Source organism: Streptomyces sp. NBC_01142 (assembly GCF_026341125.1).
In the GTDB taxonomy this organism is placed as follows: domain Bacteria; phylum Actinomycetota; class Actinomycetes; order Streptomycetales; family Streptomycetaceae; genus Streptomyces.
The window spans coordinates 1877552-1899618 of the sequence record NZ_JAPEOR010000002.1; the positions used below are offsets into that span (position 1 = coordinate 1877552).

At 70.4% G+C, this 22067-nt stretch carries 17 protein-coding genes; 14 read left to right on the forward strand and 3 right to left on the reverse strand.

What is annotated here, in order from left to right; all coding sequences use genetic code 11:
• The first annotated feature begins 46 nt into the window (after positions 1–46).
• Positions 47–1006, forward strand: coding sequence for a cation diffusion facilitator family transporter (locus OG883_RS25930; RefSeq protein ID WP_266545276.1), 960 nt, complete (start codon positions 47–49; stop codon positions 1004–1006).
• On the opposite strand, the gene OG883_RS25935 is transcribed toward OG883_RS25930, so the two are convergent.
• Both OG883_RS25935 and OG883_RS25940 read right to left on the reverse strand, forming a co-directional pair.
• Positions 976–1755, reverse strand: coding sequence for a phosphatase (locus tag OG883_RS25935; RefSeq protein WP_266545279.1), 780 nt, complete (start codon positions 1753–1755; stop codon positions 976–978). The two genes, OG883_RS25930 and OG883_RS25935, sit on opposite strands and share 31 nt — an antisense overlap.
• 436 nt (positions 1756–2191) lie before the next feature.
• On the reverse strand, positions 2192–2791 hold the full coding sequence (locus OG883_RS25940) for a TetR/AcrR family transcriptional regulator (protein WP_266545282.1): 600 nt from the start codon (positions 2789–2791) through the stop codon (positions 2192–2194).
• Positions 2792–2879: 88 nt separating this feature from the next.
• On the opposite strand from OG883_RS25940, the gene OG883_RS25945 reads away from it, so the two are divergent.
• The 10 genes from OG883_RS25945 (at position 2880) to OG883_RS25990 (ending at position 16780) form a co-directional block, all read left to right on the forward strand.
• Positions 2880–4496 (forward strand): carboxyl transferase domain-containing protein, encoded by a 1617-nt coding sequence (locus OG883_RS25945; protein WP_266545285.1) that lies wholly within the window; start codon positions 2880–2882, stop codon positions 4494–4496.
• Positions 4497–4509: 13 nt separating this feature from the next.
• Complete coding sequence (locus OG883_RS25950; protein WP_266545287.1) at positions 4510–6450, forward strand: acetyl-CoA carboxylase biotin carboxylase subunit; 1941 nt, start codon at positions 4510–4512, stop codon at positions 6448–6450.
• Positions 6447–7388, forward strand: coding sequence for a hydroxymethylglutaryl-CoA lyase (locus OG883_RS25955; protein WP_266545290.1), 942 nt, complete (start codon positions 6447–6449; stop codon positions 7386–7388). Before OG883_RS25950 ends, OG883_RS25955 begins: the two co-directional genes overlap by 4 nt.
• A 2-nt stretch (positions 7389–7390) precedes the next feature.
• Positions 7391–8551 carry an acyl-CoA dehydrogenase family protein gene (locus tag OG883_RS25960; protein WP_266545293.1) on the forward strand — a complete coding sequence of 387 codons (1161 nt, stop codon included), beginning with the start codon at positions 7391–7393 and terminating at the stop codon, positions 8549–8551.
• Between the two features lie 999 nt (positions 8552–9550).
• On the forward strand, positions 9551–10576 hold the full coding sequence (locus OG883_RS25965; protein ID WP_266545297.1) for an ABC transporter substrate-binding protein: 1026 nt from the start codon (positions 9551–9553) through the stop codon (positions 10574–10576).
• 2 nt (positions 10577–10578) lie between these two features.
• On the forward strand, positions 10579–11451 hold the full coding sequence (locus OG883_RS25970; RefSeq protein WP_266545299.1) for a siderophore-interacting protein: 873 nt from the start codon (positions 10579–10581) through the stop codon (positions 11449–11451).
• Between the two features lie 284 nt (positions 11452–11735).
• A complete protein-coding gene (locus OG883_RS25975; RefSeq protein WP_266545302.1) occupies positions 11736–13211 on the forward strand; it encodes an aspartate aminotransferase family protein in 1476 nt (491 codons plus the stop codon).
• On the forward strand, positions 13195–14472 hold the full coding sequence (locus tag OG883_RS25980; protein ID WP_266545304.1) for a lysine N(6)-hydroxylase/L-ornithine N(5)-oxygenase family protein: 1278 nt from the start codon (positions 13195–13197) through the stop codon (positions 14470–14472). The genes OG883_RS25975 and OG883_RS25980 overlap by 17 nt, the downstream gene beginning before the upstream one ends.
• Positions 14469–14999 carry a GNAT family N-acetyltransferase gene (locus OG883_RS25985; RefSeq protein WP_266545306.1) on the forward strand — a complete coding sequence of 177 codons (531 nt, stop codon included), beginning with the start codon at positions 14469–14471 and terminating at the stop codon, positions 14997–14999. Before OG883_RS25980 ends, OG883_RS25985 begins: the two co-directional genes overlap by 4 nt.
• A complete protein-coding gene (locus OG883_RS25990) occupies positions 14996–16780 on the forward strand; it encodes an IucA/IucC family siderophore biosynthesis protein (protein WP_266545309.1) in 1785 nt (594 codons plus the stop codon). Before OG883_RS25985 ends, OG883_RS25990 begins: the two co-directional genes overlap by 4 nt.
• Positions 16781–16896: 116 nt before the next feature.
• Here the strand turns inward: OG883_RS25990 and OG883_RS25995 are convergent, their stop codons facing one another.
• Positions 16897–18534, reverse strand: a complete 1638-nt coding sequence (locus tag OG883_RS25995) for a beta-N-acetylhexosaminidase (protein WP_323180975.1) — start codon at positions 18532–18534, stop codon at positions 16897–16899.
• 300 nt (positions 18535–18834) lie between these two features.
• Here OG883_RS25995 and OG883_RS26000 point away from each other — a divergent pair, with 300 nt between their 5' ends.
• The 3 genes from OG883_RS26000 to glmS all read left to right on the forward strand — a co-directional run bounded on the left by OG883_RS26000 (position 18835) and on the right by glmS (position 21949).
• Positions 18835–19716, forward strand: a complete 882-nt coding sequence (locus OG883_RS26000; protein WP_266545312.1) for a DUF4429 domain-containing protein — start codon at positions 18835–18837, stop codon at positions 19714–19716.
• 76 nt (positions 19717–19792) lie between these two features.
• Positions 19793–20071 (forward strand): hypothetical protein, encoded by a 279-nt coding sequence (locus tag OG883_RS26005; RefSeq protein ID WP_266545314.1) that lies wholly within the window; start codon positions 19793–19795, stop codon positions 20069–20071.
• Between the two features lie 60 nt (positions 20072–20131).
• A complete protein-coding gene (gene glmS / locus OG883_RS26010; protein WP_266545316.1) occupies positions 20132–21949 on the forward strand; it encodes a glutamine--fructose-6-phosphate transaminase (isomerizing) in 1818 nt (605 codons plus the stop codon).
• The last annotated feature ends 118 nt before the right edge of the window (positions 21950–22067 follow it).

Sequence of the window (22067 nt, forward strand, 5' to 3'; positions counted from 1 at the left end):
TCGGACACGTTCGCGTACCCCACTGATCGGACATACGGTCCGATACATGAGCGAACCGGCCGAGAGTAGCGGTCAGAGCACCTTCACGGTGATCGTCGCGGCAGTGGCCAACCTCGGCATCGCCGTGGCCAAGGCCGTCGCCGGTGTCATCAGCGGCTCCAGCGCCATGCTCTCCGAGGCCGCGCACTCGGTGGCCGACACGGTCACCGAGCTGATGCTGCTCACCTCGCTCAGGCGGAGCGCGAAACCGGCCGACGAGGACCATCCGCTCGGGTACGGCCCCGAGCGCTACATCTGGGCCCTGCTCGCCTCCGTCGCCACCTTCGTCGGCGGTGCGGTCTTCTCCGTCTACGACGGCATCCACACGCTGACCCACGGCGAGGAGCCGGGCGACCCTCTCGTCTCGTACATCGTGCTCGGCGTGGCCTTCCTGCTGGAGGGCTACTCGCTGCGTACGGGCGTCCGGCAGGTCCGAGGAGAGGCCGCGCGCTTCGGCGCCCCGGTCGGCCACTATCTCCGGTTCACCCCGGACACCGCGGTCAAGGCGGTCGTCCTCGAGGACTCCGCGGCCCTGGCCGGCCTGCTGCTCGCGGCGGGCGGCCTGCTCGGCGGGCAGCTGACCGGCTCCGGCGTCTGGGACGGCGTCGCGTCGATCCTGATCGGCCTGCTGCTGGTGTACGTGGCCTGGGTACTGGGCCGCAGCAACGCCCAGCTGCTGATCGGCCGACCGCTCCCCGAGCCGATGCGCGAGGGGGTACGGGAGGAGATCCTCACCGTCCCCCACATCGTGGACGTCCTGGAGCTGACCACGCTGATCCAGGGCCCGGACGAGATCCTGATCGCCGCGAAGGTCGACTTCAGGGACGCGTCGACCGCGCGGCAGATCGAGTGGGCCTGCGAGGAGGCCGAGGAGCAGTTGCGGGAGCGCTTCCCGGCGATCCGGCGCGTGTATCTGGACCCGACGCCGGGCCTGGGTCAGGAGAGGCCCGCGGCGTCCAGCAGGTAGGCGGTCATCGGGTCGTAGAAGCGCGGATCGGTGACGTGGTCGTCGAGCGGGACGGTCACCTGGAGGGTGCCCTCGGCCTCGCCGATGAACAGCGCCGGGTCGTTGCTGTCGGCGTACCCGACGGCGTCGATGCCACGCTGGCCGGCGCATCCGGCCCAGCCGTGGTCCGCGATCACCAGATCGGGCTGTGGACGCTGCTCCCCCGCGAGACCGTCCAGGATCGCCGCCATCGGCGCGGGCGAGTGCGTGTGCCACAGAGTTGCGCCGCGCTCCAGCATCGCGACGTCCGCGAACTGGAAGACCATGCCCTCGTCGGCCGTCAGCCCGCCGGGGATCCGTACGATCTCGCAGCCGGCGGCGCGCAGCGCGTCGGCGGTCTGCCGGTGCACATCCAGCAGCCCACCCGGATGCCCGGTCGCGAACAGCACGCTCTCCTTGCCCGCGGCCGCCTTGCGCAGCCGGGCCGCCATCCGGTCCAGGGCATCGACCGTGAGTTCCGGATCGATGGTGTCCTGGCCGTAGCGGTACTGGGGGTCGTCGTTGACGCCGCACCGCTCGGCCATGACGGCGAGCACATCCTGCTCATCGGACCAGCGATCGCCGAGCTCCAGCCCCAGCCAGTAGTGACGGTCGCCGTTGGCGAGCTTGCGGTAGTGGGAGAGGTTGTTGTCGCGTGGCGTGGCGACGTCTCCTGCGATACGTGAGCGGACGAGATGGTCGACAAGGGCGGCACGGCTTGGTATCGGCATGCGCCCATTGTGCCGTCAGGTGCGGGCGGCGTGCCGTGCGTCCCGAACGTTGGACGACGCAACTCCCACCCCTGAGGGCCCCACCAGCACGGGAGAGGGCGCCGGTCACCCCACCACGCGCCCCGCCCTCGTCGCGCCCCTGCTGCCGAAGGCCGCCGGGGGCCGCCGGGGGCCGCCGGGGGCCGAGAGCGCGTCGGCCGGCTCGGGGCGCGAAGCCGGACGGTGCGCAGCAACCGCCCCACGGTGCACCGGACCCGCGGCGCACCGAACCCCCGCGGCGCACCGAACCCCCGCGGCGCACCGAACTCCGGCCGCGCGCCGGCCGGGTAGCTGCCGCACGCGCACCCGGCCGGGGATGCGGGGGTACCCGGTACCCCCGCATCACGGGCGGGGCGGCCGGGTAGCGAGAGCCCCGGTCCGCCGTATCCCGCCGGCCTCAGCCCGCCAGTGACGCGAACGCCCCGTGCGCCAGGCGGCGCAGCAGCGTTTCCGTTGCCGTGCGGCCCGGCAGGTCGCTGCCGTACGAGCCCAGGTGCGGCGTCGAGTTGAGCAGGCCGAACACCGCGTGGACCGCCGCCCGCGCCTCCGACTCGGGTACGTCGCGGTGCAGTTCCCGTACGACCGTGACCCACAGCTCGACGTACTGCCGCTGCAACTGCCGCACCAGCTTGCGGTCGCTGTCCCGCAGCCGGTCCAGCTCGCGGTCGTGGAGGGTGATCAGCGGGCGGTCGTCGAGCGCGAAGTCGATGTGCCCGTCGATGAGCGCGGCGAGCAGCGCCTGCGGATCGGGGTCCGGCGCCGCCTCCTCGACCCGCAGCCGGCCTCCGTTGAGCAGCCGCTCACTGATGCCCACCAGCAGCTCGGCGAGCATCGCGTCCTTGCCCGGGAAGTGGCGGTACAGGCCGGGGCCGCTGATGCCGACGGCCGCCCCTATCTCGTCGACACCGACGCCGTGAAATCCGCGCTCGGCGAAGAGGCGCGCGGCCTCCTTGAGGATCTGCTCACGGCGCGTCGGGGCGTCCGTCCTGGTGGTCATGGCATTAATTCTAGACAAGGCTGTTAGCGGTCGTTAACCTGAAGGAGGCGCGTTAACGAGCGCTAACTGAGCAAGGGGGCTCAAGACGATGCAGCAGGCACCCGTGCTGGCGAGCGCGGCAGACCCCGCCTCCCCGGCCTGGCAGGCCAACGAGGCGGCACACCAGGAGCTCGCCGACGGACTGCGCGGCCGGCTCGCGGCAGCCCGCCTCGGCGGCGGCGAGAAGGCCCGCGCCCGGCACACCGCACGCGGAAAGCTGCTGCCGCGCGACCGCGTGGACACTCTCCTCGACCCGGGCTCCCCCTTCCTCGAGCTCGCGCCGCTCGCCGCGGAGGGGATGTACGAGGGGCAGGCCCCGGCCGCCGGAGTGATAGCCGGGATCGGGCGGGTCAGCGGCCGTGAGGTCGTGATCGTCGCCAATGACGCCACGGTCAAGGGCGGCACGTACTACCCCATGACGGTCAAGAAGCACCTCCGCGCCCAGGAGGTGGCCCTGGAGAACCGGCTGCCCTGCGTCTATCTGGTCGACTCGGGCGGCGCCTTCCTTCCCATGCAGGACGAAGTCTTCCCCGACCGCGAGCACTTCGGGCGGATCTTCTACAACCAGGCCCGGATGTCGGGCGCCGGCATCCCCCAGATCGCGGCCGTCCTCGGCTCCTGCACCGCCGGTGGCGCCTACGTCCCCGCGATGAGCGACGAGGCCGTGATCGTACGGAACCAGGGCACGATCTTCCTCGGCGGCCCGCCACTGGTGAAGGCCGCGACCGGTGAGGTCGTCACGGCGGAGGAGCTGGGCGGCGGCGAGGTCCATTCCCGTACGTCGGGCGTCACCGACCACCTCGCCGAGGATGACGCGCACGCGCTGCGGATCGTACGGAACATCGTGGCGACGCTCCCCGCACGCGGCCCGCTCCCCTGGTCCGTCGAGCCGGCCGAGGAGCCCAAGGTCGACCCCGCCGGGCTGTACGGCGCGGTGCCGGTGGACTCCCGTACCCCCTACGACGTCCGCGAGGTCATCGCCCGCGTCGTCGACGGCTCCCGGTTCGCCGAGTTCAAGGCCGAGTTCGGGCAGACGCTGATCACCGGCTTCGCCCGGATCCACGGCCACCCCGTCGGCATCGTCGCCAACAACGGCATCCTGTTCTCCGAATCCGCCCAGAAGGGCGCGCACTTCATCGAGCTGTGCGACCAGCGCGGCATCCCCCTCGTCTTCCTCCAGAACATCTCCGGCTTCATGGTCGGCCGGGACTACGAAGCGGGCGGCATCGCCAAGCACGGCGCCAAGATGGTCACGGCAGTGGCCTGCACGCGCGTGCCGAAGCTGACGGTCGTCGTCGGCGGTTCGTACGGCGCGGGGAACTACTCGATGTGCGGCCGGGCGTACTCCCCGCGCTTCCTGTGGATGTGGCCCAACGCCAAGATCTCGGTGATGGGCGGCGAGCAGGCCGCTTCGGTGCTCGCCACCGTCAAGCGCGACCAGCTCGAGGGGCGCGGCGAGCAGTGGCCGGCGGCGGACGAAGAGGCCTTCAAGGACCCGATCCGCGCGCAGTACGAGCACCAGGGCAGCGCCTACTACGCGACGGCCCGGCTGTGGGACGACGGCGTGATCGACCCGCTGGAGACCCGCCAGGTGCTCGGCCTGGCCCTGACCGCGTGTGCCAACGCCCCGCTGGGCGACCCCGGCTTCGGCGTCTTCCGGATGTGAGGGACAGATGACCATGTTCGACACCGTCCTTGTCGCCAACCGTGGCGAGATCGCCGTACGGGTCATACGCACCCTGCGGACGCTCGGCGTCCGTTCCGTCGCCGTGTTCAGCGACGCGGACGCGCAGGCCCGGCACGTGCGGGAGGCGGACACGGCGGTCCGTATCGGCCCCGCGCCCGCCGCCGAGAGCTATCTCTGCGTCGACCGGCTGCTGGACGCGGCGGCGCGCACCGGCGCGCAGGCGGTCCACCCGGGCTACGGCTTCCTCGCCGAGAACGCCGGATTCGCGCAGGCGTGTGCGGAGGCGGGGCTGGTCTTCATCGGCCCGCCCGCCTCGGCGATCTCGCTGATGGGCGACAAGATCCGCGCCAAGGAGACGGTGCAGGCGGCGGGCGTCCCGGTCGTCCCGGGCTCCGCGGGCAGCGGCCTGTCCGATGCCCAACTTGCCGACGCGGCACGGGAGATCGGCATGCCGGTCCTGCTGAAGCCCTCGGCGGGCGGCGGCGGCAAGGGCATGCGGCTGACCCGCGTGGAGTCCGCGCTTCTGGAGGAGATCGCGGCGGCCCGCCGCGAGGCGCGTGCCTCTTTCGGTGACGACACGCTGCTGGTGGAGCGGTGGATCGACCGTCCCCGGCACATCGAGATCCAGGTCCTGGCGGACAGCCACGGCAACGTGATCCACCTGGGTGAGCGCGAGTGCTCGTTGCAGCGCCGCCACCAGAAGATCATCGAGGAGGCGCCGAGCGTCCTGCTGGACGAGGCGACACGCGCCGCCATGGGCGAGGCGGCGGTCCAGGCGGCCCGGTCCTGCGGTTACCGGGGCGCGGGCACGGTGGAGTTCATCGTCCCGGGCAACGACCCTTCCGCGTACTACTTCATGGAGATGAACACCCGCCTCCAGGTCGAGCACCCGGTGACGGAGCTGATCACCGGCCTGGACCTGGTCGAGTGGCAGCTGCGGGTCGCCGCCGGTGAGCAACTGCCCTTCACCCAGGAGGACATCGCACTCACGGGCCATGCGGTCGAGGCCCGTATCTGCGCGGAGGACCCGTCGCGCGGCTTCCTGCCCTCCGGCGGCACGGTCCTCGCCCTGCACGAGCCGCAGGGCGACGGGGTGCGCACCGACTCGGGCCTGAGCGAGGGCACAGAGGTCGGCAGCCTGTACGACCCGATGCTGTCCAAGGTCATTGCGTACGGCCCCGACCGGCCGACCGCCCTGCGCCGCCTGCGCGCGGCCCTCGCCGACACGGTCACCCTCGGCGTCCCGACGAACGCGGGCTTTCTGCGCCGCCTGCTGGCCCACCCGGCGGTGGTGTCGGGCGAGTTGGACACGGGCCTGGTGGAGCGGGAGGCGGACGATCTGGTGCCCGACGGCATCCCGGACGAGGTGTACGAAGCCGCGGCAGCGGTCCGGGAGGCCGAGCTGGCTCCCCGGCAGGACTCCGACTGGACCGACCCGTTCTCCGTCCCGAGCGGCTGGCGCATGGGCAGCGAGCCCGTGCCCGTCACCCACCATCTGCGCGCGGCGGGGTGCGAACCCGTCGCTCACCGGCTGAGGGACCGGAGCGGATACCGGGTCGCGCCCGACCGGGTCTCGGTGACCGTGGACGGGGTGCTGCACACCTTCGCCCGCGCCGGGTCCTGGCTCGGCCGGGACGGGGACTCCTGGCACATCCAGGACCACGACCCCGTCGCCGCCGCGCTCACCGGCAGCGCGCACGCCGGTGCGGACACCCTCGCCGCGCCCATGCCCGGGACCGTCACCGTCGTCAAGGTCGCCGTCGGGGACGAGGTGGCCGCCGGACAGAGTCTGCTCGTCGTGGAGGCGATGAAGATGGAGCACGTCATCTCCGCCCCGCACGCCGGCACCGTCACCGAGCTGGATGTCACAGCCGGCTCGACCGTCGCCATGGACCAGATCCTGGCGGTCGTCACCCCGAGGGAGGAAGCATGACCGACGGGCTGCCCATGGCCGTTCCCGTACCGGATCTGCCGCCCCGCGTCCGCATCCACGAGGTCGGCGCCCGCGACGGCCTGCAGAACGAGAGCGCGGTCGTCCCGACCGAGGTCAAGGCGGAGTTCATCCACCGCCTCGCCGACGCCGGGCTGAGCACCGTCGAGGCGACCAGCTTCGTCCACCCCAAGTGGGTGCCCCAACTCGCCGACGCCGAGCAGCTGTTTCCGCTGCTCGGCGACATCGAGGGCGTCGCCCTGCCCGTCCTCGTACCGAACGAACGCGGACTCGAGCGGGCCACGGCGCTCGGCGCGCGCCGGATCGCCGTGTTCGCCAGCGCGACCGAGACCTTCGCCCGGCGCAATCTCAACCGCACCGTGGACGAGTCGCTCGCCATGTTCGAGCCGGTCGTGGCCAAGGCCCGCGCCGACAAGATCCATGTCCGCGGCTATCTCTCCATGTGCTTCGGCGACCCGTGGGAGGGTCCGGTCCCCGTCCACCAGGTCGTCCGGGTCGCGAAGGCGCTCATGGACCTCGGCTGCGACGAGCTCAGCCTCGGCGACACCATCGGGGTGGCCACGCCCGGCCATGTGCAGAGCCTGCTCTCCCGGCTCAACGAGGAGGGCGTGCCCACCTCCGCGATCGGCGTGCACTTCCACGACACCTACGGGCAGGCCCTCGCCAACACCCTCGCCTCGCTGCAGCACGGTGTGACCACCGTGGACGCCTCCGCGGGCGGCCTCGGCGGCTGCCCGTACGCCAAGAGCGCGACCGGAAACCTCGCCACCGAAGACCTCGTGTGGATGCTCCACGGCCTCGGCATCGAAACCGGGGTCGACCTCGGCCGGCTCACCGCCACGAGCATGTGGCTGGCCGAGCGGCTGGGCCGCCCCAGCCCCTCCCGTACCGTCCGCGCCCTCTCCCACAAGGAGTCGTAGCAATGTCGCTCGACCATCGGCTCTCCGCCGAACACGAGGAACTCCGCCGTACCGTCGAGGCGTTCGCGCACGATGTGGTGGCCCCCAAGATCGGCGACTTCTACGAGCGCCATGAATTCCCGTACGAGATCGTCCGCGAGATGGGCCGCATGGGTCTGTTCGGCCTGCCCTTCCCCGAGGAGTACGGCGGGATGGGCGGCGACTATCTCGCCCTCGGCATCGCGCTGGAGGAGCTGGCGCGCGTCGACTCGTCCGTCGCGATCACTCTCGAGGCAGGGGTCTCGCTGGGCGCGATGCCGGTCTACCGCTTCGGCACGGAGGAGCAGAAGCAGGAGTGGCTGCCGCGGCTCTGCTCGGGCGAGCTGCTCGGTGCGTTCGGGCTGACCGAGCCGGACGGCGGCTCGGACGCGGGCGGCACGAAGACCACGGCCGTCCGGGACGGCGGCGAGTGGGTGATCAACGGCTCGAAGTGCTTCATCACCAACGCGGGCACGGACATCACGGGCCTGGTCACGGTCACGGCGGTCACGGGCCGCACCGCCGACGGCAAGCCGCTGATCTCCTCGATCATCGTCCCGTCCGGCACCCCCGGCTTCACGGTCGCCGCTCCGTACTCCAAGGTCGGGTGGAACGCCTCGGACACCCGTGAGCTGTCCTTCGCCGACGTACGGGTGCCGCTGGCGAACCTGCTGGGCGAGGAGGGCCGCGGGTACGCCCAGTTCCTGCGCATCCTGGACGAGGGCCGCGTCGCGATCTCGGCGCTGGCGACGGGGCTCGCGCAGGGCTGTGTGGACGAGTCCCTGAAGTACGCCAAGGAGCGGCACGCCTTCGGTCGCCCGATCGGCGACAACCAGGCGATCCAGTTCAAGATCGCCGACATGGAGATGCGGGCGTACATGGCGCGGGTCGGCTGGCGCGACGCGGCGTCCCGGCTGGTGCAGGGCGAGCCGTTCAAGAAGGAGGCGGCCCTCGCCAAGCTCTACTCGTCCACGGTGGCGGTGGACAACGCCCGCGAGGCCACGCAGATCCACGGCGGCTACGGCTTCATGAACGAGTACCCGGTGGCCAGGATGTGGCGCGACTCCAAGATCCTGGAAATCGGCGAGGGCACGAGCGAGGTCCAGCGCATACTGATCGCACGGGAGTTGGGCCTGCCGAGCTGAGACGGCTGCCACGCATGACGTGACGCGCCCCGCTCCCCGGGGCGGGGCGCGGGGCGCGCGCGGAACCGGCGCCCTGCGGAGACCGGGCCCGGCAAACGAGCGGCCCGGCAGCACCGGCGACCCCGCGCGAGGAGCGGGGCCGGCGGGACCGGCGAAGCTGTGCAGGGACTTGGCCCCCGCCCCGCGGAAAGCCGGCCCCGCGGGGAACCGGCGACGTGCGGAGAGCGGGCCCCGGCAGGGAACCGGCGACGGGCGGAGAGCGGGCCCCGGCAGGGAACCGGCGACGGGCGGAGAGCGGGCCCCGGCAGGGAACCGGCGACGGGCGGAGAGCGGGGCTCGGCGATTCCGGCCACCCCCGCGCGAGGAGCGGAGGCCCACGGTAATGGCGCCTCCCGCGCGAGGAGCGCGATCGGCGAAGACGTGCGGGTTCCAGCCGTTCGGCCGCGGCGCGAAGCTGCCGCCCCGCGGCCGGGCCCGTCGCCCGGCATCCCTCACCCGGTGAAGCCCGACCGGCACTTGGGCCCGTCCTGCCCAGGGCCCTCCTGCCCACGCGGTGGATCGGCGGAGGAGGCAGCCCTCGACTGCTGCCCTGTACGCGCCCGACAGAGGCCTGCTGGGCGCTGAGGAGCCCGGGCCGGGACCACCCGCCGCCTGCGGGGCGTGCGGCGCGCAGCAGCACGGCTGCCGCTCCTGGCACCGAGGCACCGTCTCACGGCGTCCCCCGCGCCCCGAAGGCAGACCCGGGAGTTGAGCGCGTCGTGCAGGCGTCCAGCAGTGTCCTGCACGGCCGTTGGCCCGGTCGTGAGGCGCAAAGCCGCGGCCCCGTGTCCCGCAACCCGGCAGGGCGGAACCCGTCGGGCCCACGCCCACACCCCGGTGGCCCACATCCCGGACCGGCTCACCTTGGGGGCCACCCCTGGACACAAACTGAGGTTAGGCTAACCTACGTTCGAACTGTCCAGTGGCCAGAAATCGATACGTACGAAAGCGGACATCATCATGCCCAACGCCCGCCCCTCCCAACTCACCCGTCGCGGCCTGCTCGCCGCCGGCAGCGCGCTCGGGCTCGGCGCCGCTCTTGCCGCCTGCGGCACGGGCGACGACAAGGGCGGCGCAGGCAAGGCCGACGGGAAGTCCGGTCCCTGGTCCTTCAAGGACGACCGCGGCACCACCGTGAAGCTGGACTCCACCCCCAAGAACATCGTCGCCTTCACCGGCACGGCCGCCGCCCTCTACGACTACGGCGTCCACGTCAAGGGCGTCTTCGGCCCGACGACGACCCCGGACGACAAGCCCGACGTCCAGGCCGGCGACCTCGATGTCACCAAGGTCGAGGTCATCGGCAACGCCTACGGCGAGTTCAAGATCGAGAAGTACGTGGCCCTCGCGCCCGACCTGCTGATCACGAACATGTGGGCCAAGGACGACCCGTGGTACGTCCCGCCGCAGTCCAAGGACAAGATCATGAAGGTCGCCGACAGCGTGCTGCTGTGGGCCGCCGAGACCACCATGCAGAAGGCCCTGGAGCGCAACGCCGAGCTCGCCGCGTCGCTCGGCGGCGACGTCAAGGGCAAGAAGGCCACCGACGCCAAGGCCCGCTTCGAGAAGGCCGCCGCCCGGCTGCGCGCCGCCGCGAAGTCCAAGCCCGGCATCAAGGTCCTCATCGGCTCCGGCAGCCAGGACCTCTTCTACGTCTCCGTGCCGAAGATGTCCGCCGACACGCTCTACTTCCAGGAGCTGGGCGTGAAGTTCGTCGAGCCGAAGCCCGACAAGGATGGCTTCTTCGAGCCTCTCAGCTGGGAGAACGCCGGCAAGTACGGCGCCGACGTCATCATCCTGGACAACCGCACCGGCACCCTGCAGGCCGACTCCCTGAAGAGCAAGCCGACCTGGGCCAAGCTGCCCGCCGTCAAGGCCGGCCAGGTCATCCCGCGCGTCACGGAGCCGATCTACTCCTACGACAAGTGCGCGCCGATCCTCGAGGACCTCGCGAAGGCCATCGAGACCGCGAAGAAGGTCGCCTGACCATGACGACGCCGGCCGAGCTCGCCCCGTTCCGCTTCTTCGACCTTCAGGTTGTACGGACCCGGCGGCTCGGCCCGTCCATGGTCCGGATCACCTTCGGGGGCGAGGACCTCAAGGACTTCGCCGCCGGAGGCCGCGACCAGTCCCTCTCGCTCTTCCTGCCGCACCCCGGCCAGGACGAACCGGTCGTACCGGTGGACCCGGGCGGGGACATGTACGCGACGCTCGGCGCGTGGCGGGCCATGCCCGACGACGTACGGGCCGTCATGCGCTCGTACACCGTGCGGGAGCAGCGGCGCGAACCGAACGAGGTCGACATCGACTTCGCGCTCCACGCTGCGCCGTCGGCCGCTGACGCGGCCGGCGTCGGACCGGCCTGCCACTGGGCGGGCCAGGCCGCGCCCGGCCACCGTGTGAAGGTGCTCGGCCCCGCCGTCACCGACAACACCGGCGTACGCTGCCGGCCGCCCGAGGACACCGACTGGGTGCTGATCTGGGCGGACGAGACGGCGCTTCCCGCCGCCGCGGCGATCCTGGAGTGGCTCCCGGCCGGCCTGAAGGCCCGGGTCTGGCTCGAGGTGCAGCACGCCGAGGACCGCCAGGAGCTGAAGACGGCCGCGGACGCCGCCATCACCTGGCTCGTGCGGGACGAGGGCGCCCCGTCCGCCCCGGAGGCGGTCGGTGCCGCCGAGTTCCCCGACGGCACTCCGTACGCATGGATCGCCGGCGAGTCGGGCAGCGTCAAGGCCCTTCGCCGTCATCTCGTGGGCGACCGTCAGATCGACCGCCGCCGTGTCACGTTCGTCGGCTACTGGCGGCGCGGCGTGAGCGAGGACGGACTGCGCGAGGAAACCCCGGCCGAAGAAACCGACTAGGCCGAAGAGGCCGTCCGGGCGGAGGCAGCCGCCTGGAGGCCCGAGGAAGCAGGCCAGGCGGAGGAGCCGACCAGGCCGATGAGGCCGAACCGGCTACCCCGGCCCACGAGTTCACCCGGTCGACGGACATGTGAACAACGGCACAACAGATAGGCCCCATGGGGGGTGATGGTCCGCTGACATCGAAACTTAGGTTAGGCTAACCTTACCTCGAGTCGCCCCTCACCCCCCTCTCCTGTCCCCTGAGGAAGCGACCAAGTCCCCGTACCTGGGAGGACATTGCAATGCGCTCGCACCTGCTCAATGACGCAACGGCGGAGCACTACCGACGCTCCGTGACCGAAGGAGTCGAGCGGGTGGCGAACCGACTCGCCACAACCCGACGGCCGTTCACGGGCGTGACCCCCGACGAGCTCGCTCCGGTGGTCTCCGCGGTCGACCTGGACCAGCCCCTGGGCGATGCCTCCGCCGCCCTCGACGAGCTGGAGACCGTCTATCTCCGTGACGCCGTCTACTTCCACCACCCCCGCTACCTCGGCCACCTCAACTGCCCGGTCGTCATCCCGGCCGTTCTCGGCGAGGCCGTGCTCTCCGCCGTCAACTCCTCGCTCGACACCTGGGACCAGAGCGCCGGCGGCACCCTCATCGAGCGCCGCCTGATCGACTGGACCTCGCAGCGAATAGGCTTCGGCCCGGCCGCGGACGGTGTGTTCACCAGTGGCGGTACGCAGTCCAACCTCCAGGCGCTGCTGCTCGCCCGTGAGGAGGCCAAGACCTCCGACCTCGCGAAACTGCGTATCTTCACCTCGGAGTGCAGCCACTTCAGCGTGCAGAAGTCGGCGAAGCTGCTCGGACTCGGCCCCGATGCTGTCGTCTCGATCCCCGCCGACCGCAACAAGCGGATGCAGACGGTCACGCTCGCCGCCGAGCTGGCGCGCTGCGCGGACGAGGGCCTGACCCCCATGGCCGTCGTCGCCACCGCCGGCACCACCGACTTCGGCTCCATCGACCCGCTGCCCGAGATCGCCGAGCTGGCCGAGCAGTACGGCACCTGGATGCACGTGGACGCGGCGTACGGCTGCGGACTGCTCGCCTCCCTCACCCGCCGCCACCTCCTGGACGGCATCGAGCGCGCGGACTCGGTCACCATGGACTACCACAAGTCCTTCTTCCAGCCGGTGAGCTCGTCCGCGATCCTGGTACGGGACGGGGCCACGCTCCGGCACGCCACGTACCACGCGGACTACCTCAACCCGCGGCAAACGCTCGAAGTGGGGGAACCTCCCGTGCCCGAAGGGCTGCGGGGGAGCATCCCCAACCAGGTCGACAAGTCCCTCCAGACCACGCGCCGCTTCGACGCGCTCAAGCTCTGGATGACACTGCGCGTGATGGGCGCCGACGGTGTCGGACAGCTCTTCGACGAGGTCTGCGACCTGGCCGCGGCCGGCTGGGAGATGCTCGCCGCCGACCCGCGCTACGACGTCGTGGTCCAGCCTCAGCTGTCCACCCTGGTCTACCGGTACATCCCCGAGGCCCTCACCAGTCCCACGCTGATCGACCGCGCCAACCTCCACGCCCGCAAGGCGCTCTTCGCGTCCGGCGAGGCCGTGGTCGCCGGCACCAAGGTCGACGGCCGCCAGTACCTGAAGTTCACCCTGCTCAACCCTGAGACGACTACCGAAGACATCGCCGCCGTCCTCGAGCTGATTGCCGGTCACGCCGAGCAGTACCTTGGAGAGAACCTTGTCCACGCTTCCTGAACCCCGTGAGACGTACGACTTCATCGGGATCGGGCTCGGCCCCTTCAATCTCGGCCTCGCCTGCCTGACCGAGCCGATCGACGAACTGAGCGGCCTGTTCCTGGAATCCAAGCCGAACTTCGAATGGCACTCGGGGATGTTCCTCGAGGGCGCCCACCTCCAGACTCCCTTCATGTCGGACCTGGTCACCCTCGCCGACCCCACCTCGCCCTACTCCTTCCTGAACTACCTGAAGGAATCGGGGCGGCTGTACTCCTTCTACATCCGCGAGAACTTCTATCCGCTGCGGACCGAGTACAACGACTACTGCCGCTGGGCCGCCGCCAAGCTGCGCAGCGTCCGTTTCCACCAGACCGTGGCCTCGGTGTCGTACGACGCAGAGGGCGAGGTGTACGTCGTGCGCACCGCCGACGACGTATTCCGTGCCCGCCGTCTCGTCCTGGGCACCGGCACCCCGCCTTACATCCCCGAGGCCTGCCAGGACCTCGGCGGCGACTTCCTGCACAACTCCCGCTACCTGGACCACAAGGAAGCGCTGCAGCAGAAGGAGTCGATCACTCTCGTCGGCAGCGGCCAGAGCGCGGCGGAGATCTACTACGACCTGCTCTCCGAGATCGATGTGCACGGCTACCGGCTCAACTGGGTCACGCGCTCCTCGCGGTTCTTCCCGCTGGAGTACACCAAGCTCACGCTGGAAATGACCTCGCCGGAGTACATCGACTACTTCCACGCACTGCCGGAGACCACCCGCTACCGGCTGGAGACGGAGCAGAAGGGCCTGTTCAAGGGCATCGACGGGGAGCTGATCGACTCGATCTTCGATCTGCTCTACCAGAAGAGCCTCAAGGGCCCGGTCCCCACCCGGCTGCTGACCAACTCCGCGCTGCTGAGCGCCGGTTACGAGAACGGCACCTACACCCTCGGGCTGCGTCAGGAGGAGCAGGGCAAGGAGTTCGAGCTGAGCACCGAGGGCCTGATCCTGGCCACCGGGTACAAGTACGTCACTCCCGCGTTCCTGGAGCCCGTCGCCGGCCGGATCCGCCGGGACGGCCAAGGCCGCTTCGACGTCGCCCGCAACTACTCCATCGACACCGCCGGGCACGAGATCTTCCTGCAGAACGCGAGCGTGCACACGCACTCGATCACCTCGCCCGACCTGGGCATGGGCGCGTACCGCAACGCGTACATCATCGGTGAGCTGCTGGGGACCGAGTACTACCCCGTAGAAAAGTCCATCGCGTTCCAGGAGTTCTCCGTATGACCTTCTCCGTCCGCCCCCTCGACCCCTTCTCCGACGCGGAGCTGCTGCACGGGTGGGTCACCCACCCCAAGGCCGCGTTCTGGATGATGCAGGACGCAAAGCTCCAGGACGTGGAGCGCGAGTACATGGCGATATCCGCCCATGAGCACCACCACGCCTTCATAGGCCTCAAGGACGGTGAGCCCGTCTTCCTGATGGAGCGCTACGACCCGGCGCATGTCGAGCTGAAGGGTCTGTACGACGCCCGGCCGGGCGACGTCGGCATGCACTTCCTGGTCGCGCCGACCGACACGCCTGTGCACGGCTTCACCCGCGACGTGATCACCGCGGTGATGGAGGAGCTGTTCGCGGACGAGACCACCCAGCGTGTCGTGGTCGAGCCGGATGTGCGCAACAAGGCCGTCCACGCCCTCAACGAGGCGGTGGGCTTCGAGATCGTCGAGAAGATCGAGAAGCCGGAGAAGGACGCGTATCTGAGCGTGTGCACGCGCGAGCAGTTCATGGCTGCGCGAGAGGTGGCCCGATGAGCCTCGCCGACGCCGTATCGCATCTGACCCCCGAACTGTGGGAGCAGGCCAACCGGCTGCTCGTCCGCAAGGCGCTCGCGGAGTTCTCCCACGAGCGGCTGCTGACCCCCGAGGCGCTCGGCCAGGAGGACCGCTACCGCGTCCTCAGCGACGACTCTGCCACCGAGTACCGCTTCACCGCACGCCGGTTCGCCCTCGACCACTGGCAGGTCTCCGCCGAATCGATCACCTGCCACCGCGACGGCTCCGAGCAGCCCTTGGACGCGCTCGACTTCTTCATCGAGCTGCGCGGTGCGCTCGGCCTGAGCGACGAGATCCTGCCGGTCTATCTGGAGGAGATCTCCTCCACCCTCTCCGGCACGGCGTACAAGCTCACCAAGAAGCAGGTGACCTCCGCCGAGCTGGTGACGGCGGGCTTCCAGGCGATCGAGACCGGGATGACCGAGGGCCACCCCTGCTTCGTCGCCAACAACGGCCGGCTCGGCTTCGGGGTGCACGAGTACCTCTCGTACGCCCCCGAGACAGCGAGCGAGGTCCGCCTCGTCTGGCTGGCGGCGCGACGCGACCGCGCCACCTTCACCTCGGGCGCCGGACTGGACTACGAGTCGCTGATCCGCGCCGAGCTCGGCGAGGCCACTCTCGCCCGCTTCGGCGGTCAGCTCAACGCACTCGGCCTGGACCTGGCCGACTACTTCCTGCTGCCCGTGCACCCCTGGCAGTGGTGGAACAAGCTCTCCGTCACCTTCGCCGCCGAGGTCGCCCAGCAGCGCCTGGTCTGCCTGGGAGCGGGTGACGACGCGTACCTCGCCCAGCAGTCGATCCGTACCTTCTTCAACACGAGCGACCCGGGCAAGCACTACGTCAAGACCGCGCTGTCCGTCCTCAACATGGGCTTCATGCGGGGCCTGTCGGCCGCGTACATGGAGGCGACCCCGGCGATCAACGACTGGCTCGCGGCCCTGATCGACAGCGACGACCTCCTCAAGGCGGCCCGCTTCTCGATCATCAAGGAGCGGGCGGCGATCGGCTACCACCACCGCCAGTACGAGCGGGCGACCGACCGCTACTCCCCGTACCGCAAGATGCTGGCCGCGCTCTGGCGCGAGAGCCCGGTGCCCACGGTGCGGGACGGCGAACGGCTGGCGACCATGGCGTCGCTGGTCCATGTGGACCACGAGGGCGCGTCGTTCGCCGGTGCGCTGATCGACCAGTCGGGTCTGACTCCCGCCGAGTGGCTGCGCGGCTACCTGGACGCGTATCTCGTCCCGGTGCTGCACAGCTTCTACGCCTACGACCTGGTGTTCATGCCGCACGGCGAGAACGTCATCCTGGTCATCGGCGAGGACGGCACGGTCCAGCGGACGATCTTCAAGGACATCGCCGAGGAGATCGCGGTGATGGACGCGGACGCGGTCCTGCCGCCGGCCGTGGAGCGGGTCCGGGTGGACGTCCCCGACGACATGAAGCTGCTCTCCCTCTTCACGGATGTCTTCGACTGCTTCTTCCGCTTCCTGGGCGCGGCGCTGGCCGCCGAGGGCCGGCTGGACGAGGAGACGTTCTGGCGGACGGTTGCCGAGTGCGTCACCGGGTACCAGGAGTCGGCGCCGCATCTGGCCGACAAGTTCGCGGAGTACGACATGTTCGCCGGGGAGTTCGCGCTCTCCTGCCTCAACCGGCTCCAGCTGCGCAACAACAAGCAGATGGTGGACCTCGCCGACCCGTCGGGTGCGCTCCAGCTCGTCGGCTCGCTCGAGAACCCGATCGCGCGGTTCTCCCACTGACAGGCGGGCGCCCGTGAATACGGTCCCTCACGGGCGCCCGTCTCTCCTTTCCTGTCCTCAGCTCTTTTCCTGTCCTCGACAACTCCTTCTTGCCCCCGATCGCCGGGCCGGCTCGATCAGTCGGCCCAGGGCACCTGCGGCGAGCGGTAGAAGTCGATCCCGAGCGCCGCCATTCGCGGCCCCTGGGCCCCGAGCCGCACCTTGTAGGTCTCCCAGTCGTGCGTGGACGCCGGCGACCAGCCGAGCTCGGCGACGCCGGGGAGCCTCGGGAACGCCATGTACTCGATGTGGTCGCTGGTGGACAGCGTCTCCGTCCAGACCGGTGCCTCGACACCGAGCAGCGCCTGCTGCGGGACGCCGTCGAGGTACGTCGCCGGATCCCAGTCGTACGAACGCTGAACCTCGACCAGGCCCGCCCAGTCCAGACCCAGCGGGGTGTCCTTGGTGTACTTCATGTCGAGGTACACCCGGTCGGCCGGGGAGAGGATCAGCCGGGTGCCCTTCTTCGCGGCGTCCGCCACCTGCTTGCGCTCGGCGGCGCTCGTCCGGTCGTAGCCCCAGTACTGCGCGACGGCGCCCTTCACGGGCCGGGCACCGGTCAGCTGGTGCCAGCCGACCACGGTCTTGCCGTACGTGTTCACCACTGCCTGGGCCTTGTCCATGAAGGCGGCATAGTCCTCATGGCTGGTGGAGTGGGCCTCGTCGCCGCCGATGTGCAGGTACTTCCCGGGGGTGAGCGCGGCCAGCTCACGGATCACGTCGTCCACGAAGTCGTACGTCACCTCCTTGGGCACGCACAGCGAGCTGAAGCCGACGGACGTGCCGGTGTAGAGCGGCGGGGCGATGCCGGAGCAGTTCAGTCCGGCGTAGGAGGCGAGGGCCGCGTTGGTGTGTCCCGGCATGTCGATCTCGGGGACGACCTCCAGATGCCGCGAGGCCGCGTGGCCCAGAATCTCCCTGTACTGCGCCTTGGTGTAGTGGCCGCCGGGCCCGCCGCCGACCTGGGTCGAGCCGCCGTACGTCGCGAGCCGCGGCCAGGAGTCGATGGCGATCCGCCAGCCCTGGTCGTCGGAGAGGTGCAGATGCAGCTTGTTGATCTTGTAGAGCGCCAGCTGGTCCATATAGCGCTTGACCTGGTCGACGGTGAAGAAGTGCCGGGAGACGTCGAGCATCGCGCCCCGGTAGGCGTAGCGCGGGGTGTCGGTGATGGTGCCGCCCGCGACCTGCCACGGCCCGGGCTGCCGGGTGCCCTTCTCCACCGAGGCGGGCAGCAGCTGACGCAGTGTCTGGACGGCGTGGAAGAGCCCGGCGGGCTTGCGGGCGGTCAGGGTGAGCGAGCCGCTCCCGGACTCCAGGCGGTAGCCCTCCTCACCCAGTGCGCGCTCGGAGGAGCTCAGTCGCAGCCGGATGCCGCCGGGGGCATGGCCGTCGGTGACGGGCAGGGCGTAGCCGGTGGAGGGCCGCAGCACCTGGGCGAGGTACGTACCGATCCTGCGCCCTTCACTGGAGCCGTCGTCCACCCGGATCCCGGTGGCGGGGGTGAGGGTGTACGGCGATCCGCCCGGCCGTACGGACGCGGGCGCGGGGACGATCTGGCCGAGCGGGCGGACGGCGCGGGGGACGTCGGCGGGGGTGTTGCCGGCGCCGACGGGCACGGCCGCGCCGTTGGAGGCCGCCACACACGAGAGAGCGGCCGCCGCGACGAGCAGCAGCGAACGGAACGGACGAGGGGGAGACGTTCTGGGCTGACTCACAGGCGGGTGTCCCTTCAACGGGCGTCACAACTGTGGTGCAGGGCAACCGAACGGTCACCTGCGTACCGCGCGCCTCAACTCCGGTCAAGGTGCAGACCACACTGTGCCCACCCGGAGGACAACCCACGGCCTCCGGCCCAGACTCCACCCGCGCGCACCACCCGCCCACCGCAACGGTCTCCATATGCGGCTGCCCACCGGGGGCGCCGTGCCCGGCAGCGGCTCCGCCGCGGGCCGGACCCCGGCCGGGACTCCACCCTCGTGACCCCGTACGCAGTACCCCGGTGCGAGAATCCCCGCATGGCGGAAATCATCCAGAAGGACGGAACCTGGACCTTCGACGGGGACACTGTCCGGATCGTTCCAGGCAGCGACAAGAGCGTGAGCCTGCTGCGCAAGACGCTCGGCGAAGTCGCCCTGCCGCTGGGGGCATTGGCCGGGATCTCCTTCGAGGCGGGCAGGAAGTCCGGTCGGCTGCGGCTGCGGCTGCGCGACGGCGCCGACCCGCTGCTCCAGATCACCGGGGGCAGGCTGGAGGACGGCTCCGACCCGTACCGGCTGACCGTGGAGAACGACCGCACCGGGGTCGCCGAGTACTTCGTGGACGAGGTGCGCAACGCCCTGCTGCTGGATCAGGTGGAGACCGGCCCCGTCGAGGGCTATCTGCTGCCCGGGCCCGCCCTGCCGATCACCGTGGGCGCCGGCGACGGCACCGCCACCTTCGACGGTGAGCGGATCCGCCTGGAGTGGAACTGGAAGACCGAGGAGTCCAAGACCTCGGGCGGCTCCCGCACGTTCGGGCTGGAGGATGTGGAGGCGGTGGAGTGGCTGCCGTCCATCGGCCTGGAGCACGGCTATCTGCGCTTCGCCGTGTCGAATGCCCCGACCAAGGTTCCGCCCAAGTACGACCCGTACGCGGTGGAGCTGTGGGGCTTCCGCAAGGACCCGCTGATGGCGCTGGTCGGGGCGGCCGTGGTGGCCCGTATGCCGCATCCCTACGCCCCCGCGCCCGTCGACGCCCTCCCGCGGCAGGAGCCGGCCGCGCTCACCTCGGCATCCGGCGGCGCCGATCATGACACGCTGCTGCGCCGACTGCGGGAGCTGGGCGAGCTGCGTCAGGCCGGGATACTGACGGACGAGGAGTTCGCCACCGCCAAACAGGCCGTACTGAAGCACCTCTGAGCCTCTTCGGGCCCTTCCTGCCCGGAAGCGGGCAGGATTCTTGCAATCGCGCCCGGTGACCCCGCAATATCTACGAGTGCTCGAACGCCGCCCGTCGTCACACGACGACCTCGTCGACCACCTGGTGCGCAGCACCGCGCTCCAGCGCGGTGAGGCAGCCCGGGTGGTGCTCGACGTGCTGGCGTACTTCGACGAGAAGACCGAGGAATTCGTCCGCCGCCGCCACCGCGAGCTGCAGTCCGGCGGCCTGGCGAACCCGGAGATCTTCGAGCGGATCGCGGCCGAGCTGCCGCACCGCGCCGTGGCGCCGCCGGAGCTCTCGCTCCGCCAGCTGCGCCGCATCGTCTACGGCTGACCGGCCGGCCGGGGGCCGAGCGGCCGAGCACACACGGATCTATGGAGGGGCAGAGACTTTATGTGTGGAATTGTCGGATACATCGGCAAGCGTGACGTTGCTCCACTGCTGCTGGAAGGCCTGCAGCGGCTGGAGTACCGGGGGTACGACTCCGCGGGCATCGTGATCACGAGCCCCAAGTCCACCGGGCTGAAGATGGTCAAGGCCAAGGGCCGCGTCCGTGACCTGGAGGCCCGTGTTCCCAAGCGCTTCGCCGGCACCACCGGTATCGCCCACACCCGCTGGGCCACCCACGGCGCCCCGTCCGACGAGAACGCGCACCCGCACCTGTCCGCCGACAACAAGGTCGCGATCGTCCACAACGGCATCATCGACAACGCCTCCGAGCTGCGCGCCAAGCTGGTCGCCGACGGCGTCGTCTTCCTCTCCGAGACCGACACGGAGGTGCTGACCCACCTCATCGCCCGCTCCCAGGCCGAGACGCTGGAGGAGAAGGTCCGCCAGACGCTGAAGCTGATCGAGGGCACGTACGGCATCGCCGTCATGCACGCCGACTTCGCCGACCGCATCGTCGTCGCCCGCAACGGCTCCCCCGTCGTCCTCGGCATAGGCGAGAAGGAGATGTTCGTCGCCTCCGACGTCGCCGCGCTGGTCGCCCACACCCGCCAGGTCGTCACCCTCGACGACGGCGAGATGGCCACGCTCAAGGCCGACGACTTCCGTACGTACACCACCGAGGGCTCGACGACGACCGCGACGCCGACCACCGTGGAGTGGGAGGCCGAGTCGTACGACATGGGCGGCCACGACACGTACATGCACAAGGAGATCTCCGAGCAGCCCGAGGCGGTGGACCGCGTCCTGCGCGGCCGTATCGACGACCGGTTCTCCACCGTGCACCTGGGCGGCCTCAACCTGGACGCCCGCGAGGCACGCGGCATCCGCCGGGTGAAGATCCTCGGCTGCGGCACCTCGTACCACGCGGGCCTCATCGGCGCCGGTCTGATCGAGTCGCTGGCCCGTATCCCCGCGGACGCGGAGCCCGCCTCCGAGTTCCGCTACCGCAACCCGGTCGTGGACCCCGACACCCTCTATGTCGCGGTCTCCCAGTCGGGTGAGACGTACGACGTGCTGGCTGCCGTCCAGGAGCTCAAGCGCAAGGGCGCGCGCGTTCTGGGCGTGGTGAACGTCGTCGGCTCGGCGATCGCCCGCGAGGCCGACGGCGGTACGTACGTCCACGCGGGCCCCGAGGTCTGCGTCGTCTCCACCAAGTGCTTCACCAACACGGTCGTCGCCTTCGCGCTGCTCGCCCTGCACCTGGGCCGGATCCGTGACCTCTCGGTCTCCGACGGCAAGCGGATCATCGAGGGCCTGCGCAAGCTGCCCGGCCAGATCAGCGAGATCCTCGAGACCGAGGACGAGATCAAGAAGCTGGCCGCCGAGTACGCGGACGCCAAGTCGATGATGTTCATCGGCCGGGTGCGCGGCTACCCGGTGGCGCTGGAGGCCTCCCTGAAGCTCAAGGAGATCTCCTACATCCACGCCGAGGCGTACCCGGCCTCGGAGCTCAAGCACGGCCCGCTGGCGCTGATCGAGCCGGCGCTGCCGACGGTCGCGATCGTGCCGAACGACGACCTGCTGGAGAAGAACCGCGCGGCCCTGGAGGAGATCAAGGCCCGCAGCGGCAGGATCCTGGCGGTCGCGCACCGCGAGCAGGAGAAGGCCGACCACACCATCGTCGTCCCGAAGAACGAGGACGAGCTGGACCCGATCCTGATGGGTATTCCGCTGCAACTCCTCGCCTACCACATGGCGTTGGCGCTGGGCCGGGACATCGACAAGCCGCGTAACCTGGCGAAGTCCGTCACGGTCGAGTAGCAGCCCGCCCGGACAGAGGCTCCGAACACGGACGGTCCCCCCGCGCGTTGCCACCAAAACGCGCGGGGGGACCGTCTTTTCACGAGCCGGCGCTGCCCAGCGCCGGCCTGCGGCTGCC

Bases quoted from the DNA above. Each gene is read 5' to 3' on its own strand.
- OG883_RS25930 (WP_266545276.1), top strand. From the start codon at position 47: ATGAGCGAACCGGCCGAGAGTAGCGGTCAGAGCACCTTCACGGTGATC.
- OG883_RS25935 (WP_266545279.1), bottom strand. From the start codon at position 1,755: ATGCCGATACCAAGCCGTGCCGCCCTTGTCGACCATCTCGTCCGCTCA.
- OG883_RS25940 (WP_266545282.1), bottom strand. From the start codon at position 2,791: ATGACCACCAGGACGGACGCCCCGACGCGCCGTGAGCAGATCCTCAAG.
- OG883_RS25945 (WP_266545285.1), top strand. From the start codon at position 2,880: ATGCAGCAGGCACCCGTGCTGGCGAGCGCGGCAGACCCCGCCTCCCCG.
- OG883_RS25950 (WP_266545287.1), top strand. From the start codon at position 4,510: ATGTTCGACACCGTCCTTGTCGCCAACCGTGGCGAGATCGCCGTACGG.
- OG883_RS25955 (WP_266545290.1), top strand. From the start codon at position 6,447: ATGACCGACGGGCTGCCCATGGCCGTTCCCGTACCGGATCTGCCGCCC.
- OG883_RS25960 (WP_266545293.1), top strand. From the start codon at position 7,391: ATGTCGCTCGACCATCGGCTCTCCGCCGAACACGAGGAACTCCGCCGT.
- OG883_RS25965 (WP_266545297.1), top strand. From the start codon at position 9,551: ATGCCCAACGCCCGCCCCTCCCAACTCACCCGTCGCGGCCTGCTCGCC.
- OG883_RS25970 (WP_266545299.1), top strand. From the start codon at position 10,579: ATGACGACGCCGGCCGAGCTCGCCCCGTTCCGCTTCTTCGACCTTCAG.
- OG883_RS25975 (WP_266545302.1), top strand. From the start codon at position 11,736: ATGCGCTCGCACCTGCTCAATGACGCAACGGCGGAGCACTACCGACGC.
- OG883_RS25985 (WP_266545306.1), top strand. From the start codon at position 14,469: ATGACCTTCTCCGTCCGCCCCCTCGACCCCTTCTCCGACGCGGAGCTG.
- OG883_RS25990 (WP_266545309.1), top strand. From the start codon at position 14,996: ATGAGCCTCGCCGACGCCGTATCGCATCTGACCCCCGAACTGTGGGAG.
- OG883_RS26000 (WP_266545312.1), top strand. From the start codon at position 18,835: ATGGCGGAAATCATCCAGAAGGACGGAACCTGGACCTTCGACGGGGAC.
- glmS (WP_266545316.1), top strand. From the start codon at position 20,132: ATGTGTGGAATTGTCGGATACATCGGCAAGCGTGACGTTGCTCCACTG.